This is a genomic window from Streptomyces sp. NPDC091209 (assembly GCF_044757755.1).
Lineage (GTDB): Bacteria > Actinomycetota > Actinomycetes > Streptomycetales > Streptomycetaceae > Streptomyces.
Map to the genome: position 1 here is coordinate 43,747 of NZ_JBIVVR010000017.1, position 16,353 is coordinate 60,099.

Consider the following 16,353-nt stretch of genomic DNA (forward strand, 5'->3'; position numbering starts at 1 on the left):
CATGAACCTACCGGCCCCGCGCCACGCACCCGTCCTGTACGCGATATCCGCGACCTGCGCGGCCATCGGCGCCCTGCTGTGGGTGCGCGGCGGGACCAGCGCGCCGCCCAGGCGCTACGCGGACTCCTTGGCTGCCGACGGTTACACCCCGTCGGCCTGGCGCGTGTGGTCGCGGGCCGTGCCCGACGAGCGCATTGGCCTGTACCTCGTCGCGGTCGGGCTCGTGCCGGCTGTGGTGGCTCGCCTGGTCTCCGTCCGCCGGGGCTGAGCGGCGCCGGCTCTGCGGAACGAAGGGTGAGACGGAGACGGGGACGGCCCGAAGGCCGTCCCCGTTGTGGTGGTGCCGCTGCTCGGTGGTGTCGCTACGCCGCCCGGCGTCTGCGGACGCCGGGGGAGACCGTCACCTTGCCGACGCCCCAGAACAGCAGGAGGACGAGCAGCGCGAGGAGCGCCGTGAGGGCCGCTCCGCCGACCACCTTCTCGTAGTTGTGCTGGTACAGGCCGTCCAGGATGTAGCGGCCGACCCCGCCGAGGGACACATAGGCCGCGATCGTGGCCGTCGAGACGATCTGGATCGTCGCCGAACGCAGCCCGCTGAGGATCAGCGGCAGCGCCGCCGGGACCTCGACCTGGAACAGGACCTGGGTCTCCGGCATGCCCATGCCGCGGGCGGCGTCGACGGGGGAGGGGTCCACGGTGCGGATCGCCTCGTAGGTGGTGATGAGGACCGGCGGGATCGCCAGCACCACGAGCGGGATCATCACGGGCACGATGCCGAGCCCCAGCCAGACGAACATCAGGACCAGCAGCCCGAAGGTCGGCAGCGCGCGGGCGCCGGTGGCCAGGAAGGCCAGCGCGTTGCCGCCGCGCCCGGTGTGCCCGGTGATCAGACCGATCGGCAGACCGATGGCGGCGGCGATCGCGAGGGCCCCGGCCGTGTACTGGATGTGTTCCCACACCCGTTGCGGGATGCCGTCGTAGCCCTGCCAGTGGGAGCCGTCGCTGAAGAAGGACTGCATGAAGTGGAGGACGTTCACGACACGCCCTCCGGGGTGGGGGCGGTGGCGTCCGAGGCCCTGGCCCCGGAGCGTCCGGCCGCGCCGCCGGACGGCGGTTCCCAGGGGGTGAGGACCCGGCGCAGCAGGACCAGCAGGGCGTCGATCACGATCGCGAGGACGGCGGTGGTGACCACCGAGGTCACCGCGAGCCGGGGACGGCCGTACAGCTGCGCGGTGGTCAGCAGATTGCCGAGCCCTCCTTGGTTGCCGATCAGCGCGCCGACGCTCACCAGGCTGATGCTGGACGCGACGGCCACCCGGAGCCCCGCCATGATCGCCGGTACGGCGATGGGCAGTTGGACCTGGACGTAGCGGCGCGCGAGGCCGATGCCCATGGCCGAGGCGGCGGCGTTCGTCTCCTCGGGCACCGAGCTGATGCCGTCGACGACCGCGGGCACGAGTACGACCAGGCTGTACAGGCACAGCGGGATCATCACGGTGACCTGGGACAGCCCGGTGTAGTCGATGAGCACCACGAAGAAGGCGATCGACGGGATCGCGTAGAGCACCGTCGAGGTCCACAGCACCGGCCCGTAGAGCCAGCCGTAGTGGACGCACAACAGGCCGATGGGCAGCGCCAGCAGGAGACCGAACAGGACCGGGACGAGCGCCTCCTGCAGATGGATGGCGATCAGGCCGCCATAGCTGTGCTGGAGGTCGCTCGGTATGTCGAAGAACCCGTTCATCGCCCGGCCTTCGCCGTCGACGTCTGCTGCGGGGAGGCGTCCGCCGCCGGCCGCTGACGGGCCACCCGGATCGCGGCGGCGATCGTCTCCTGTCCGGCGACCCCGAGCACCTGCCCGGAACCGTCGACGCCGACCGCCAGACCCGTCGGCGACAGTACGGTCCGGTCCAGGGCGACCCGCAGCGAGTCACGGCCCACCTCGAAGCAGGGGCCGTACGGTTCGAGGTCCTTGACGTCTCCGCCCCAGGTGCCCGGCTCTGCCCAGCCGAGCGGCTTGCCGTCGGCGTCGGTCACCAGCACGGGCGTCCCCTCCGGGGCGCGTCCGGCGATCTCCTGCCAGTCGGAGCCGACGGGGAAGACCCGGGAGCGGTCGAGTTCGAGATCGCGGGTGGAGAGGAACGACAGTCCGCGGATGCCCCGGTCGGCGCCGAGGAACTGCTCGACGAACGGATCGGCCGGCGCCGAGAGGATCTCGTCGGGGGTCGCGAACTGGGCGAGCTTGCCGCCGGTGCGCAGTACGGCGATACGGTCGCCGATGGTGATCGCCTCGTCCATGTCGTGGGTGACGAAGACGATGGCCTTGCCCAGTTCGCCCTGGATGCGCAGCAACTCCTCCTGCAGACCCCGGCGTACGACCGGGTCGACCGCCGAGAACGGCTCGTCCATGAGGAGAATGGGCGGGTCCGCCGCCAACGCGCGGGCGACGCCCACCCGTTGCTGCTGGCCGCCGGAGAGCTGGTACGGGTAGCGGCGGGCCATGGCCGGGTCGAGGCCGACCCGTTCCATCAGTTCCGCCGCGCGGTCCCGGGCACGCTGCTTGGACCAGCCGAGCAGCCGGGGCACCGTGGCGATGTTGTCGAGGATCGTCCGGTGCTGGAAGAGGCCGGCGTTCTGGATGACGTAACCCATGGACCGGCGCAGGGCGTTGACCGGCTTGCTCCGGATGTCCTCGCCGTTGACGCGGATCGTGCCGCCGCTCGGCTCGACCATGCGGTTGATCATGCGGAGGGTGGTGGTCTTGCCGCAGCCCGAAGGTCCGACGAGAACGGTGATGGAGTGGTCCGGTATCTGGAGGGACAGGCGATCGACGGCCACCGTGCCGTCGGCGTATCGCTTGCTGACATCTTCGATGGCTATCAAGCGTCGAAACCCTTCGGGAACGGCTTTGCTCGCGCGTGGCGCGATCACGTGCACGAGGGTGCGTAGTCTAGCCAGTTGATGTTCGTTCCCGGTCATGACAGGTCGTGAATGTCGGGCGGACGTCCGATTTCCTCGGCGCGGCCCGGTGGGGGCGGACATCGGTACGGACGTCCGTCATCCTGTGGGCGTCCCGGTCGTACGCGTCCCCACGGTACCCAGGCGTTCGCCGCGCTGGACCCGCAGATGGAGCGCGGCCCAGGTGCGGTACGGCCGCCAGTTCTCCGCGATCTCGGCCGGTTCGCGCTCGGGCCCGTACTGTTCGGCGATCTCCGCGGTGAGCCTGCCTTCCTGGGTCGGCAGGACGTCGGGATGGTTCGCGCCGCGGACGACGACGAGTTCGGCGGCGAAGGCGCCCAGGCCCTTGACCTGTTGGACCTCGCGCATGGCGTCCTGCGGTTCCAGGAACCGCAGTCGGGCGCCGTCCAGCACTCCGTCGAGAGCGGCCTGTGCGACGGCGTGCAGGTATTCGGTCTTGCGCCAGGGCAGTTCGGCGTCCAGCCGGAGCAACGCCTCGGGCTCCGGGAACGCACCGCCCGTGCCGTGGCCGGAGATGATGTCGTCGCGCATGCCATGGGCCGCCTTCATCCCGGTGCGCTGGGTCAGCACGGCCCAGCCGGCCGCCTCGTACGGGGAATGGAAGCCGCACGGGCGAAGTCCCGGCCGACGCGCCTGGATCCGGCCGATCACCGGGTCGCGGTCGCCGACGGCGGGCCAGCCGCGGGCGTCGACGTCCAGGGACAGGAAGCGGCGCACCTGCTCGGCGGCGGCGTCCAGATCGCCGTCCCCCGTGACCGTCACCCGGGCGGTGGACCCGCTCTGCGTCACCTCCGCCGCGACCTGGAGCCAGTCGGCGTCGGCGTGGAAGACCGTGCGCAGCGCCGCGCCCTCGCCCCCGGCCTCGGCCGGTGGCACGGGTGCCATCTCCTCCCAGAACTCCCTGCTGTTCTCCAGGGACCAGGGACCCGCCACCTCGAACTCGACCGTGTGCCGTGCCATGTCCAACCTCCCGCTCAGGACCCGTTCACCGTGTCTGTGCGCACCACTGTGGAGGCAATACCTGACAGTTTCCGTCAACTATTCCGACGGTTCTGTGTCCGGGTGACCAGCGGGGAAAGGGTTACCGGTGGGGAAGGAGGGAACGCGGCGACCGCGTGACGCGGGGTGTCGGAGGCACTCGCCGCGTGTCACCCCGCCGAGGCGGGGAACCCGAACGGGCGAATGATCAGCCCTCGGAACCAGCGGGGGCCGAGCCCGCGCCGACCAGTTCCCGCGTCCGCCCGATCTCCGGGGTCCGCACCACGGGCCCCTGTCCGCCTTGCCGCCACAGCCACGCGATGTCGCGGCCGAACGACCACACGAGCAGCGCGAGGGCCGTCAGCACGGCCGCGAGCTGCGCGTCGTAGGGCAGGACCCCGGCGCCCGCGACCAGCAGGATGACACCCTGCAGGGCCGCCACCGTCTTGCGCGCCATGCTGGGCGGCAGTTCGCCGTTCAGCCAGGGCAGCACCCGGGCCGCCGCGACGAACGCGTACCGCATGGTGCCGATCAGCAGCACCCACGGACCGAGCGACATCCCGACGTACACGCTGAGCACGAGGATCAGGAACGCGTCCACCTCCATGTCGAAGCGCGCGCCCAGGGCGGAGGACGTGCCGGTCCGCCGGGCGACCTTGCCGTCGACGCCGTCCAGGATCAGGGCGACCGCCGTCAGGCCGACGAGCAGACTCACCGGCGGCGAGCTCTGGAAGGAGTCCGCGACCAGCGCGGTGACTCCGCCCACCAGGATCGCGCGGCCGAGCGTGACCCGGTTGGCGGGTCCGAAGGAGCGGGGCTGCGAGCGCCGCAGGGCGCGGGTGAGCACCGCCCACGTGGCGATCGCGAATGCGAGACCGGTCAGCCAGCCCGCGGGCCCCATCCCGATCGCCGTGCCCAGCAGGGCCAGCAGCAGGAGCTGCACGCCGGCTCCCACCGTGGTCTCCTGCTGGGGGAGCCTCGCGCCGTACATGTTGTTCAGGGCCACCGCAGATCCTCCGGCCGAATGACAGATTCGATCAACGCCGCGTACCGTGTGCGCGACTTGTCACTGCTCCGTACGTGAAGATCTGCTGAATCGTTCAGGGGGACCCTCATGGAACTCACAGCTCGCGCCTTCTGGCTCGCGTCGCCGGGCCACGGTGAGATCCGGGATGTCACCCTCTCCGTACCCGCGGAGGGCGAGGTGCTGGTCCGTACGCTGTACTCAGGAGTCAGCAGAGGTACCGAGACGCTCGTGTTCCGTGGGGGAGTCCCGGAGAACCAGCACGCCTCGATGCGCGCGCCGTTCCAGGACGGGGATTTCCCCGCGCCCGTGAAATACGGCTATCTGAACGTCGGCCGGGTGGAGGAAGGGCCCGGGCATCTCCTCGGGCGCACGGTCTTCTGCCTCTATCCGCACCAGACGCGCTACGTCGTCCCGGCGAGCGCCGTGACGGTCGTACCCGAGTCCGTGCCCGCCTCCCGCGCCATCCTCGCCGGCACCGTCGAGACCGCCGTGAACGCCCTGTGGGACGCGGCCCCGCTGATCGGCGACCGGATCGCCGTGGTCGGCGGCGGCATGGTCGGCTGCTCGGTCGCCGCGCTGCTCGCCCGCTTCCCCGGAGTACGGGTCCAGCTCGTCGACGCCGACCCGGCGCGCGGCGATGTCGCCCGCGCGCTCGGCATCGACTTCGCGCTCCCCGAGGACGCGGAGGGCGAACTCGACCTCGTCGTGCACGCCAGCGCCACCGAGGCCGGACTCGTCCGCTCCCTGGACCTGCTCGCCCGCGAGGGGACCGTCATCGAGCTGAGCTGGTACGGAGACCGCCGGGTCGCCCTGCCGCTCGGGGAGGCCTTCCACTCCCGCCGGCTGACGCTGCGCAGCAGCCAGGTGGGTTCCGTCTCCCCCTCCGGGCGGGCGGGCCGGACGTACGCCGACCGGCTGGCCCTCGCCCTCGAACTCCTCGCCGAACCCGCCTTCGACGCCCTGATCACCGGCGAGTGCTCCTTCGGTGTACTCCCCGGCGTGATGGGGAAACTGGCCTCCGGCTCGATACCCGCCCTGTGCCACCGCGTCGCCTACGAAGACGTTTGAGCCGACGAGAACCGGCCTGACCTCTACGGACTCCGAAGAAAGGGCGACAGGCGGCTGAACAAGGTGAACCGGACAGCCGTACTACACGACGTGATCCCGGCAGGGGATCAGACGCACCGCACCTGGAGGGTCGTCCGTTGTTCAGCATCACCGTCCGCGATCACCTGATGATCGCCCACAGCTTCCGTGGCGAGGTCTTCGGACCCGCGCAGCGCCTGCACGGGGCGACGTTCCTGGTGGACGCCACCTTCCGCCGCCCCGAGCTGGACGACGACAACATCGTCGTCGACATCGGACTGGCCACGCAGGAGCTCGGCGCCGTCGTGAGCGAGTTGAACTATCGCAATCTCGACAGCGAGCCGGACTTCAAGGACACCAACACCTCGACCGAGTTCCTGGCCAAGGTCATCGCCGACCGGCTCGCCGACCGGGTGCACGCCGGAGGCCTCGGCGAAGGCGCCCGTGGCCTCACCGGCATCACCGTCACCCTGCACGAGTCGCACATCGCCTGGGCGAGTTACGAGCGTGCGCTGTGACCGACGTGACCCTGGACAAGGCGTCCCCGACGTCCGGCCGTGCCGCCACGGCCGCCGGACCGGGTGCCCTGAACTACGTGCCCGTGCAGAACGCGGCTCTCAAGAACGCCGAGATCATTCCCATGTCCCTGCGCTCCGTGCACTTCGTGATGCCGGGCGGTGTCGACGACCCGGCCGCGCCGAGCGGCGGCAACGCCTACGACCGCCGGCTCTGCCTGGATCTGCCCGGCTTCGGCTGGCAGGTCCACCGGCACGTCGTCCCCGGTGAGTGGCCCCGCCCCGGCGTGGCCGCCCGGACGGAACTCGCCCGGACGCTGGCCGACCTGCCCGACGGCACCGTCGTCCTCCTCGACGGGATCGTCGCCTGCGGAGTCCCCGAGATCGTCGCCCCCGAGGCCGACCGGCTGCGTCTCGTCGTCCTCGTCCACCTGCCGCTCGGCGACGAGACCGGACTCGAGCCCGCCGTGGCCGCCGAGCTGGACGCCCTGGAACGGACGACCCTGCGGGCCGTGTCGGCCGTCGTGGCCACCAGCGAATGGGCCGTCCGCCGGCTCGTCGCCCACCACGGCCTGGCCCCCGACCGGGTCCACGCCGCCGCGCCCGGCGCCGACATCGCACCGCTCGCCTCCGGCACCGACGGTGTCTCCCGGCTGCTGTGCGTCGCCGCGGTGACCCCGCGCAAGGGCCAGCACCGGCTCGTCGAAGCCCTCGCGAACGTCACCGACCTGCCCTGGAGCTGCGTCTGCGTCGGCGGACTCGGCCAGGACCCGGCCTACGTCGACCACCTGCGCTCCCTGATCGCGAAGTACGGCCTCGGCGACCGGCTGCACCTGGCCGGACCGCAGGCCGGCGCCGAACTGGACGCCAGCTACGCGGCCGCCGACCTCATGGTCCTCACCTCGTACGCGGAGACCTACGGCATGGCCGTCACCGAGGCCCTGGCCCGCGGCATCCCCGTGCTCGCCACGGACGTCGGCGGTCTGCCCGAGGCGGTCGGACGCGCCCCCGACGGCGGGGTGCCCGGCATCCTCGTCCCCCCGGAGGACCCGGCGGCGCTCGCCACCGAACTGCGCGGCTGGTTCGGCGAAGCCGACGTGCGCCGCCGTCTGAAGGCCGCCGCCCGCGGACGGCGCGCCGCGCTCGACGGCTGGGCGACCACGGCCCGCAGCCTGGCCGGCGTGCTCGGCCGACTGCCCCAGGAACCCCGGAGGGCGGCATGAGTACCGCGACGACTCCCGCGAGCGGGCCGGACTCCGGCATCCCGGAGGAGAAGGTGAGGTCGGGCGTGCCCGGTCAGCGAGTCGGGGACCCGGACGCCGACGAGGTGCGCTACGCGCCCCAGTGGCTCCAGTTGCGCGAGCCCGCCGACGCCGCAGCGCGGGCGGTCGACCTGCTCGACCCGCTGCGCATCCGGCTGGCCAACCGCCCGGTGCGCGGCGGCGACCTGGTCATCCACGACCTCGGGTGCGGCACCGGTTCCATGGGCCGCTGGCTGGCGCCCCGGCTCGACGGCGCCCAGCACTGGATCCTGCACGACCGGGACCCGTACCTGCTGCACTTCGCCACCGTCGGGGCGCCCAAGGCGGCGGCCGACGGCAGCCATGTCGCCGTCACCACCCAGCGCGGTGACATCGGCAGGCTGACCGCGGACGCCCTGGCCGGCGCCGCCCTGGTGACCGCGTCGGCGCTGCTCGACGTGCTCACCACCGAGGAGATCGACCGGCTCGCGGCGGCCTGCGCCGGCGCCGGTGTGCCGGCCCTGCTGACCCTGTCCGTCGCCGGCCGGGTCGAACTCAGCCCCGCCGACCCGCTGGACACCGAGATCGCCGAGGCCTTCAACACCCACCAGCGGCGCGGTGAACTGCTCGGCCCGGACGCCGTCACGGCCACCTGCGAGGCGTTCGCCCGCTACGGCGCGACCGTGCGGGTGCACCCGAGCCCCTGGCGGCTCGGCCCCGACGAGGCCGACCTCACCGCGGAGTGGCTGCGCGGCTGGGTCGGCGCGGCGGTGGAAGAGCGCCCCGAGCTGGCGGCCCAGGCGGAGTCGTATCTCGCGTCCCGCCTGGCGGCGTGTGCCGCGGGCGAGCTGCGGGTGGTCGTCCACCACAGCGATGTGCTGGCCCTGCCCCACCCGTCCGGAGGTGCGGTGTGAGCGCGGGCCTGGAGACGGTGGTCGCGGACACCGCGCCGACGGCCGCGACCCCGCCCCTCGACGGCCCGCACCCGAACAGCCCCGCGGAGTCCGGTGCACCTGCCTCTCAGGCACCGGGCCCCGCGGGCGCCGGGCCGGAGTCCCCGGCCGGGGACTCCGCGAACCCCGCCGCGGAGACCTCCAGGGGTTCCCGGGCCCGGCTCGCCCTCCGCCGTGTCCGCAAGCACGTCGGCACCGTCGCCGGCGTCCTCATCCTCGGTGTGCTGCTCTGGCGGCTGGGTACCGGGGTGTTCGTGGACGGGCTGCGGCGGATCGACGGGACCACGCTGACGGCGGCGATCGGGATCGGGCTGCTCACCACGGTGTTCAGCGCCTGGCGGTGGTGCCTGGTCGCGCGCGAGCTGCGCATCCGGCTTCCGCTGGGCGCGGCCGTCGCGGACTACTACCGCGCGCTGTTCCTGAACGCCGCGCTGCCCGGCGGAGTCCTCGGCGATGTGCACCGGGCCGTGCGACACGGGCAGAGCACCGGTGACATCGGCCGCGGGGTGCGCGCCGTGGTGCTCGAACGCACCGCGGGACAAGCCGTGTTGGTGGCCGTCGGCGCGGCGGTGCTGCTCACCCAGCCGTCACCCGCCCTCGCGCAGTCCCGCGAGGTCGCGCTGATCCTCGCGATCGTCTCGGTGTGCTGCGCGGTGGCCTTCGCCGTCGTCCGCAAGCGCCGGGCCCCCTCCGGCTCCGGCCGCTACGGCGCCGCCCTCCGTGGCGCGCTCGTCGAGGCGAGGGGCGCCCTGCTGGCCCGGCGCAGCTGGCCGGGCGTGACGCTGGCGTCGGTGATGGTGCTCGCCGGTCACCTGGCGATGTTCGTCCTCGCCGCGCGGGCCGCCGGATCCACCGCGTCCGTCGTCCGGTTGATGCCGCTGGCGCTGCTCGCGCTGCTCGCCATGGGGCTGCCGCTGAACGTCGGAGGCTGGGGTCCCCGCGAGGGCGCCACGGCCTGGGCGTTCGGCGCCGCCGGGCTCGGCGCCGGGATGGGCCTCACCGTCGCGGTGATCTACGGAGTGCTCAGCTTCGCGGCGAGCCTGCCCGGGGCCGTGGTCCTGATCGTCCGCTGGGGTGCCGCGCTCCGGCGCACCGGCGAGGAGAACGCGGGAGGGCCCGGTCAGTGCAGCGTCTCGGACGTCACCAAGGAGAAATACGCTCCGAAGGCCTCGGCAAGCCCGGCGAGGAGTTCCTTCCCCTTCTCGGCGCCGGCCATCGAGGGACGGCCGATGACCCCGGACTCGGTATAGGCGGACATGCCGAGGGTGAGCAGATGCCGACGGTCGTCGGCGACGAAATCGGAGGTCTCATAACCGTCTTTGACGTATTCCGGATGGGCATGCAGGAGAATGGATGTCTCGATTTCTCCCGCGTGCATATCAGTGAGCAACGACGTCTGCACACCGGCCCGTTCACACGCGCCTTCCCAGTCCTCCATGGCCGGGAAAAGCGCCATGCGCGTACCGGTGCCCGCGGATTCCTGGACCACGTTGCCCAGTACGTAATTCCCTCCGTGCCCGTTGACCACCACCAGGGTGTCGACACCCGATCGCCGCAACGAGGCGGCGATGTCCCGGACCACGGCGTACAGGGTGACGGAGGAAATGCTGACGGTGCCCGGCCAGGCGGCGTGCTCGTGCGAGCAGGAGATCGTCACCGGAGGAAGAAGATGCACCGGATAGGTGTCCGCGATCTCCCGCGCGATGGCGCACGCCACGAGTGTGTCGGTCGTCAAGGGCAGGTAAGCGCCGTGCTGTTCGAGGCTGCCGACGGGAAGGACGGCGACCTGGCGGGCAACACCGGCCCCCCGCTCGCGGACATCCTCCGTGGTGTCCAGTGACAGCACACCGGACAACGTCGCTCGCGTTCCCGAACTACTCATGTTTTCACGGCCCTTTCGACTCTGCTTAGGAACCAGATCATGACAGATAACTTTGGCGTACTCGGCGGGAATGCCCACCTCACAGGTGTCGAACGAGTCGTGATTGCCCCGCTGCCCACCGTGTACGGCGATTTCCACGCCGTCGGCTACCTCGACCACGATCGCGGCGAGGAACAAGTCGTCCTCGTGTACGGCGACTTGGACACCCTCCGGGAAGGGGACGTCCTCACCCGGCTGCATTCCGAATGCCTGACCGGCGACTCCTTCGGGTCGCAGCACTGCGAGTGCGGCCCCCAGCTCACCGCCTCGCTGCGCGCCATCGTGGCCGAGGGCCGCGGCGTCCTCGTCTACCTCCGGGGCCACGAGGGCCGGGGCATCGGCCTGCTGGCCAAGCTGAAGGCGATGAAGCTCCAGGCGGAGGGGCTCGACACCGTCGAGGCGAACCTCGCGCTCGGACTGCCGGTGGACGCCCGCGACTACCGGGTGGCGGCGGAGATGCTGCACGACCTCGGCGTACGGTCCGTCCGGCTGCTGTCCAACAACCCGCGCAAGCGCGAGTCGCTGCTGCGCCACGGCATCAAGGTCGCCGAGCAGGTGCCGCTCCTGATACCGCCGTGCGAGGACAACCTCACCTACCTGCTGACCAAGCGGGAGCGCCTCGACCACTACCTGCCCCACCTGGACAGCGAGGAATGGGCCAAAGCGATCTTCTGCGAATCGGAGAAGACGGTCATCACCGAGGAGTGACGGAAGACGACCTGGCCGGCTGTTCCGCGCGCGCGAGCAGGTGACGCGGCCGCTGGACATCGACACGGTGATCGTCTCGCAGCGGGGTGCCGTCACCGCGTTCGGTGACGGCACCGCGGACATGCCCGGCGAGATCATGCCTGCCTGCCGGCCGCTCCGACGACAGTGTCGTGTTCGCGCACCGGGCACGCCTGTCCGCGGACAACCGGGGCGGTCGCCGAGACCGGCAGCGTCCGTCGCGGCACCGCGGCGGCCGGGCGCTGTCCGTCGGCGCGGTGATCAACGTGCTCGACCCGGTCACCGGGTGGCTCGTGGCCGTCATGGACGGCACCGCGGTGACGACCCTGCGCACCGCCGCGGCCGGCGCGCTGGGCTTCGACGCGCCGACCGGCGCCGACAGCGCGGAACTGGGCCTGCTCGGCTCCGACACGCGGGCCGTCGCCCGGGGCGCGTGCCGTCGCCCACGTGCGGGCCTTGCCTACGTGCGGGCCTTTGCGCACGAGCGGCCCGTCGCCCACGTGCGGGCTCTTGCCCACGTGCGGGCTCTTGCCCACGTGCGGGCTCTTGCCCACGTGCGGGCTCTTGCCCACGTGCGGGCCCTCGCCCGGGTGCGCGGGCTGCGGTCCGTGCGGCTGCGGAGTCCGCACCCCGGCCGATGCGCCCGGGCCGCGCGGAGCCTCGCGGCAGAACTCGGTGTCACCGTCGAGGCCGTCGGCTCGGCGGAGGAGGCCGTGGCCGGGCATCCGGGACGCCGCCGCGGCCTGGGCCGTCATCCGCGCGGCCGAGGCGGCGGAACACCGGTCGTGACCTTCGTTCCCCTGACCGCATGCGGCCAGGGGGCACGGAAATTTCCGGCCACTCGGCCGGCCGGAGCGCCCCGGAATCCTCGCGCCTCGACCTCAGCCCTCTAGGATCGCCGCGCACTTGGAGCCGCTCGACGGGCTCGGACGGATCCCACTCCAGGTGGCGAGGGAGGACCATGAAGACGGCGGTGCAGGTGCCCGCGACCCGGACGGCACCCTGGCGCAGCGCCGCCTTCCGGCGGTTCGTGCTGGCCAATCTGATCTCGGCGACGGGATCGGCGATGGCGCCGCTCGCGCTCGCCTACGCGGTGATCGGCGAGGGCGGCGGAGCCGGATCCCTCGGTGTGGTGCTGGCCGTGAACACGGTTCCGACGATCGCCTTCCTGCTGGTGGGCGGGGTGCTCGCGGACCGCATGTCCCGCAGCCGGATCCTGTTGGTGGGCAACCTGATCGCGGCGGCGGCGCAAGGGGCGCTCGCCGTGATCGTGCTGAGCGGAACGGCCTCGACCGGCTCCGTCGCCGCCTGCGGCTTCCTCTCGGGCGTCGCCGTGGCGCTCGCCGGGCCGGCCGCTCAGGGCGTGGTGAACCAGTTGGTGGCGCCGGAGCATCTGCAGCGGGCCAACGCCCTGGTCAGGCTGCCGAGCAACGCCGTACGGGTGCTCGGGCCCGTGGTGGGCGGTCTTGTCGTCGCGCTCTGCGGACCGGGGTGGGCGCTGGCCTGGGACGCCCTCACCTTCCTGATCGCGGCCCTCCTGCTGCACGGGCTGCGCCTGGACGCCCCCGTCACCGCGGACAGCGCCCTGAGCGATCTGCGGGCCGGCTGGACCGGATTCCGTTCCCGCACCTGGCTGTGGACGTACACGGTGGCCGGGATGGTCGTGGTCGCCGCCTGGCTGGCCGGATTCCAGATGCTCGGACCGGTCCTCGCCGCCCGCCTGTACTCCGGCGCGAGCTCCTGGGGCCTGGTGCAGGGGGCGTTCGCGCTCGGGCTGCTGGCGGGGGCGCTGGTGTGCCTGTGGTGGAAGCCGTACCGGCTGCTCGTCGTCGCCGTGACCTCCGCCTCCCTGCTCTTTCTGCCGCTGACGGCGCTGGGGCTCGGACTGCCCCTGCCTGCCGTCCTGTTGGCCGCGCTTCTCGCGGGTATCGGTCTGGACGTCGCGATCGTCGCGTGGACCACCATCCTCCAACTGCACATTCCTGAGAACGAATTGGGACGGGCCACTTCTTTCAACAGTGTCGGGGAGCGCTGCGCGGTTCCGCTCGGCTACCTGCTCGCCGCCCTGGCCGCCGGCGCCTGGTCCGACCGTGAGGTGCTCCTGGTGTGCGCGGGCGTGATCGTGGCCGCCACCGTGCTCAACCTGTTCGTACGAGACGTGTACCGCATCAACCGGACGGACCGGAAACCCGGTTGAACAGGCGGCGGTCAGGCCCGCACCGCCTCGTGCACCAGCCGTTTGAGCTCGGGGAAGACCGAGTGGGAGGCCGTCGGCCGGAGTTGGCTCAGGAACTGCACGGTCAGGTCGCGCCGGGGGTCGACCCAGAAGGTCGTGGTGGCCACTCCGCTCCAGCCGAACGCGCCCTCGCTGGAAGGGGCCCGGGTGAGCGACGCGTCCACCACGACGGAGACGCCCAGGCCGAAACCGAGGCCCGCGTTGCCGGGTTCCTGGTGGACGGGGCTGCCGAAGGAGCGGCGGTCGGCGCCGCCGGGAAGGTGGTTGGACGCCATCAGGTCCACGGTCCCGGGGCGGAGCAGACGTGTTCCGTCGAGTTCGCCGCGCCGCCGGAGCATCTCCATGAAGCGGTGGTAGTCGTGGGCCGTGGCGACCATCCCTCCGCTGCCGGACAGGAAGCGGGGCCGGCCACGCAGCGGGAGCCCGGCGATCGGCGTGAGCTCTCCATCGCCGTCCTCTCCGTACAACTCGGCCAGTCGGCCCGCCTGTTCGTCGGTGACCTGGAAACCGGCGTCCGTCATCCCGAGCGGGCCGAGGACGCGCTGGTGGAGGAAGGCGTCGAGGTCCTGTCCGGACACCACCTCGATGACGCGGCCGAGCACATTGGTGGCGACCGAGTAGTTCCACCGCGTGCCCGGCTCGAACTGGAGCGGCAGCCGGGCGTACACCTCGCAGGTCTCGGCCAGGTCGGCGCCCGGTGCCACCGAGGACTCCAGACCTGCGTCCCGGTAGAGCTCGTCGACGGGATGCGCGTGGTAGAAGCCGAAGGTCAGGCCCGCGGTGTGGGTCAGCAAGTGGCGCATCAGTAGGGGCTGTTCGGCCGGTCTCGTCCTCGTGCCGGGTCCCGTTCCGCCGACGTACACCCGCGGCTCGGCGAAGGCCGGCAGGAAGTCGGCCACCCGGTCGTCGAGTCCGAGGCGGCCCTCTTCGAGGAGCATCAGCGCGGCGACCGAGGTGACCGGCTTGGTCATGGAGTAGATCCGCCACAACGTGTCGCTCTCCACCGGGAGTCCGGCCGCACGGTCGCGCCGGCCGTACGTGGTGAGGTGGGCGACCTGTCCGTGCCGGGCGACGGCGACCAGGTAGCCGGGCAGCCGGCCGTCGTCGACCAACCGGGCGAAGTGCCGGTCGAGTCGGTCCAGCGCCTCGGCGTCGAGGCCGACCGATTCCGGCTCGACCTCCTGTCGCAGGTGTCCCATGGTTCTCCTCCGGGCTGCGGCTCGTGACCTTCTATCGTCCCGCACGGGCCGGCGACACGTCGTCCGGGCTCCCCTGGACGGTGCTCACGGTGCTCATGGTGCCCTTGTGCCCCGGAAGTCGCAGGGCGAGCAGTATTCCCGTCGCGGAGATGGCCGCGAGCGTGGCCAGCGGGGGACCGACACCGGCGCCGGGCGTCACCGCCATCAGCGTGGCCGCCACCGTGATCCCCAACGTGGGTCCGATGTTCATCGCCGTCTGCTGCAACCCGCCCGCCACACCGGCCGACGTGGCCGACACCTGCCGTACGACGACCGCCGTCGCGGTCACCATCACCGTGGCGAAACCGGCCCCCAGCAGCAGGAAGCCCGCCGCGACGGGCAGGGCCGTCGACGTCTCGTCGAGCCGGGCCAGGAGCAGGACACCGAGCGTGAGGACGAGCGTTCCGGCCACGGTCGTCCGCCGCGGGCCGAGTCTGCGCAGAAGGACGGCGGCGACGGGAGCGCCGAGCACCATCATCACGCCGCCCGGCAGGGCCCGTAGGCCGGTCTCCAGCGGGTCGAGGCCCAGGGTCCGCTGGAGGAAGTAGCTGGCGACGAACAGCGTGCCGAGCATGGCGGCGGACGCGGCCACCAGGATGCCGAGCGCCGCGCCGATGGTCGCCGAGCCGAGGACCTCGGACGGCACCAGGGGGCTCGCGGTACGGCGTTCCCGGTGGACGAACGCGGCGCCCGAGGCGGCCACCACGGCCAGTCCGGCCATCGTCGCCGGCCGGCCGGTGTCGGGTGCGGCGACCAGCGTGTGCACGAGGGCGGCCAGGGCCACGGTGAGCAGACAGGCGCCCGGCACGTCGAGACCGTCGGCCGCCGCGGGGCGGACGGCCGCGGTCTCCGGGTCGGCCGGCGCCCGGACGGTGAGCGCCGCCGCGCCCATCACCAGCGCGGGCGGCACATTGAGGAAGAAGACGGACCGCCATCCGAAGTGGCCGACCAGCACGCCGCCGACCAGCGGACCGGCGACAGCGGCGAGACCGATGGCGCTCGTCCGCAGCGCGATGGGCATTCCGAGCCGGTCGGGCGGGTACGCGGCGCGCAGCATGCCGAGCGTGGCCGGCTGCAGGAGCGCGCCGAAGACGCCCTGGGCGACCCGCAGCGCGATCACACAGCCGATCCCGGGCGCGAGGCCGATCCCCGCCGACGCCGCTCCGAAGCCCAGGATGCCGAGGGCGAAGACCCGTTGGTGCCCGTAGCGGTCCCCGAGGCGTCCCGAGAACACCAACAGGCCCGCCACCGCGATGAGATATCCGGTGCTGGTCCACTGGACCCGCGCGAACGAGGCGCCCAGGTCGCGTTGCATCGTGGGCTGCGCGACGGTGAGGACCGTGCCGTCGAGGGCGACGATCACGGCCCCGACGACGCTGCTCGCGAGGGTGATCCGGCGGTGCGCGACCGCGGGAGCGGCACACTGCGTGGCACCAGTGGCACCAGTGGTACC

The 16,353-nt window shown here is 72.3% G+C and carries 16 protein-coding genes and 1 pseudogene; 9 read left to right on the forward strand and 8 right to left on the reverse strand.

Annotated features, from left to right (window positions below; genetic code table 11):
* Position 1 precedes the first annotated feature (1 nt).
* Positions 2–268 (forward strand): hypothetical protein, encoded by a 267-nt coding sequence (locus tag ACIQRL_RS35625; protein WP_401339424.1) that lies wholly within the window; start codon positions 2–4, stop codon positions 266–268.
* A 94-nt stretch (positions 269–362) separates the two neighbouring features.
* Here the strand turns inward: ACIQRL_RS35625 and ACIQRL_RS35630 are convergent, their stop codons facing one another.
* The 5 genes from ACIQRL_RS35630 to ACIQRL_RS35650 all read right to left on the reverse strand — a co-directional run bounded on the left by ACIQRL_RS35630 (position 363) and on the right by ACIQRL_RS35650 (position 4,963).
* Complete coding sequence (locus ACIQRL_RS35630) at positions 363–1,037, reverse strand: ABC transporter permease (RefSeq protein WP_401339427.1); 675 nt, start codon at positions 1,035–1,037, stop codon at positions 363–365.
* On the reverse strand, positions 1,034–1,744 hold the full coding sequence (locus ACIQRL_RS35635) for an ABC transporter permease (RefSeq protein ID WP_401339429.1): 711 nt from the start codon (positions 1,742–1,744) through the stop codon (positions 1,034–1,036). The genes ACIQRL_RS35630 and ACIQRL_RS35635 overlap by 4 nt, the downstream gene beginning before the upstream one ends.
* Positions 1,741–2,883, reverse strand: coding sequence for an ABC transporter ATP-binding protein (locus tag ACIQRL_RS35640; RefSeq protein ID WP_401339432.1), 1,143 nt, complete (start codon positions 2,881–2,883; stop codon positions 1,741–1,743). Before ACIQRL_RS35640 ends, ACIQRL_RS35635 begins: the two co-directional genes overlap by 4 nt.
* A gap of 174 nt (positions 2,884–3,057) precedes the next feature.
* Positions 3,058–3,939, reverse strand: coding sequence for a DNA-3-methyladenine glycosylase family protein (locus ACIQRL_RS35645; protein ID WP_401339434.1), 882 nt, complete (start codon positions 3,937–3,939; stop codon positions 3,058–3,060).
* Positions 3,940–4,165: 226 nt separating this feature from the next.
* A complete protein-coding gene (locus ACIQRL_RS35650) occupies positions 4,166–4,963 on the reverse strand; it encodes a CDP-alcohol phosphatidyltransferase family protein (protein WP_401339436.1) in 798 nt (265 codons plus the stop codon).
* A 108-nt stretch (positions 4,964–5,071) separates the two neighbouring features.
* Here ACIQRL_RS35650 and ACIQRL_RS35655 point away from each other — a divergent pair, with 108 nt between their 5' ends.
* From ACIQRL_RS35655 to ACIQRL_RS35675, 5 genes and pseudogenes are all read left to right on the forward strand, one after another.
* A complete protein-coding gene (locus ACIQRL_RS35655; RefSeq protein ID WP_401339438.1) occupies positions 5,072–6,052 on the forward strand; it encodes a zinc-binding alcohol dehydrogenase in 981 nt (326 codons plus the stop codon).
* A 137-nt stretch (positions 6,053–6,189) separates the two neighbouring features.
* On the forward strand, positions 6,190–6,588 hold the full coding sequence (locus ACIQRL_RS35660) for a 6-carboxytetrahydropterin synthase (RefSeq protein WP_365872562.1): 399 nt from the start codon (positions 6,190–6,192) through the stop codon (positions 6,586–6,588).
* Entirely contained in the window at positions 6,585–7,808 is a 1,224-nt protein-coding gene (locus tag ACIQRL_RS35665; RefSeq protein ID WP_401339440.1) for a glycosyltransferase family 4 protein, read from the forward strand. The genes ACIQRL_RS35660 and ACIQRL_RS35665 overlap by 4 nt, the downstream gene beginning before the upstream one ends.
* The gene (locus ACIQRL_RS35670) at positions 7,805–8,740 is read left to right on the forward strand and encodes a class I SAM-dependent methyltransferase (protein ID WP_401339442.1); all 936 of its coding nucleotides are present in this window, start codon (positions 7,805–7,807) and stop codon (positions 8,738–8,740) included. The genes ACIQRL_RS35665 and ACIQRL_RS35670 overlap by 4 nt, the downstream gene beginning before the upstream one ends.
* 293 nt (positions 8,741–9,033) lie before the next feature.
* Positions 9,034–9,762, forward strand: a pseudogene (locus ACIQRL_RS35675) (lysylphosphatidylglycerol synthase transmembrane domain-containing protein); the annotation flags it as partial.
* Between the two features lie 137 nt (positions 9,763–9,899).
* Here ACIQRL_RS35675 and ACIQRL_RS35680 read toward each other — a convergent pair.
* Complete coding sequence (locus tag ACIQRL_RS35680) at positions 9,900–10,661, reverse strand: creatininase family protein (RefSeq protein ID WP_401339645.1); 762 nt, start codon at positions 10,659–10,661, stop codon at positions 9,900–9,902.
* A 39-nt stretch (positions 10,662–10,700) separates the two neighbouring features.
* Here ACIQRL_RS35680 and ribA point away from each other — a divergent pair, with 39 nt between their 5' ends.
* From ribA to ACIQRL_RS35695, 3 genes are all read left to right on the forward strand, one after another.
* Positions 10,701–11,408 (forward strand): GTP cyclohydrolase II, encoded by a 708-nt coding sequence (ribA, locus tag ACIQRL_RS35685; protein ID WP_401339445.1) that lies wholly within the window; start codon positions 10,701–10,703, stop codon positions 11,406–11,408.
* A 170-nt stretch (positions 11,409–11,578) separates the two neighbouring features.
* A complete protein-coding gene (locus ACIQRL_RS35690) occupies positions 11,579–12,319 on the forward strand; it encodes a hypothetical protein (protein WP_401339447.1) in 741 nt (246 codons plus the stop codon).
* Between the two features lie 68 nt (positions 12,320–12,387).
* Positions 12,388–13,623, forward strand: coding sequence for an MFS transporter (locus ACIQRL_RS35695; RefSeq protein ID WP_401339450.1), 1,236 nt, complete (start codon positions 12,388–12,390; stop codon positions 13,621–13,623).
* An 11-nt stretch (positions 13,624–13,634) separates the two neighbouring features.
* Here ACIQRL_RS35695 and ACIQRL_RS35700 read toward each other — a convergent pair whose 3' ends face one another.
* Together ACIQRL_RS35700 and ACIQRL_RS35705 are read right to left on the reverse strand one after the other, a co-directional pair.
* Entirely contained in the window at positions 13,635–14,861 is a 1,227-nt protein-coding gene (locus tag ACIQRL_RS35700) for a serine hydrolase domain-containing protein (protein WP_401339452.1), read from the reverse strand.
* Between the two features lie 31 nt (positions 14,862–14,892).
* Entirely contained in the window at positions 14,893–16,293 is a 1,401-nt protein-coding gene (locus tag ACIQRL_RS35705; protein ID WP_401339647.1) for an MFS transporter, read from the reverse strand.
* Between the last annotated feature and the right edge of the window lie 60 nt (positions 16,294–16,353).

Coding starts and splice junctions, on each gene's coding strand:
- ACIQRL_RS35655 (WP_401339438.1), top strand. CDS start 5,072: ATGGAACTCACAGCTCGCGCCTTCTGGCTCGCGTCGCCGGGCCACGGT.
- ACIQRL_RS35670 (WP_401339442.1), top strand. CDS start 7,805: ATGAGTACCGCGACGACTCCCGCGAGCGGGCCGGACTCCGGCATCCCG.
- ribA (WP_401339445.1), top strand. CDS start 10,701: ATGACAGATAACTTTGGCGTACTCGGCGGGAATGCCCACCTCACAGGT.
- ACIQRL_RS35635 (WP_401339429.1), bottom strand. CDS start 1,744: ATGAACGGGTTCTTCGACATACCGAGCGACCTCCAGCACAGCTATGGC.
- ACIQRL_RS35645 (WP_401339434.1), bottom strand. CDS start 3,939: ATGGCACGGCACACGGTCGAGTTCGAGGTGGCGGGTCCCTGGTCCCTG.
- ACIQRL_RS35680 (WP_401339645.1), bottom strand. CDS start 10,661: ATGAGTAGTTCGGGAACGCGAGCGACGTTGTCCGGTGTGCTGTCACTG.
- ACIQRL_RS35625 (WP_401339424.1), top strand. CDS start 2: ATGAACCTACCGGCCCCGCGCCACGCACCCGTCCTGTACGCGATATCC.
- ACIQRL_RS35695 (WP_401339450.1), top strand. CDS start 12,388: ATGAAGACGGCGGTGCAGGTGCCCGCGACCCGGACGGCACCCTGGCGC.
- ACIQRL_RS35700 (WP_401339452.1), bottom strand. CDS start 14,861: ATGGGACACCTGCGACAGGAGGTCGAGCCGGAATCGGTCGGCCTCGAC.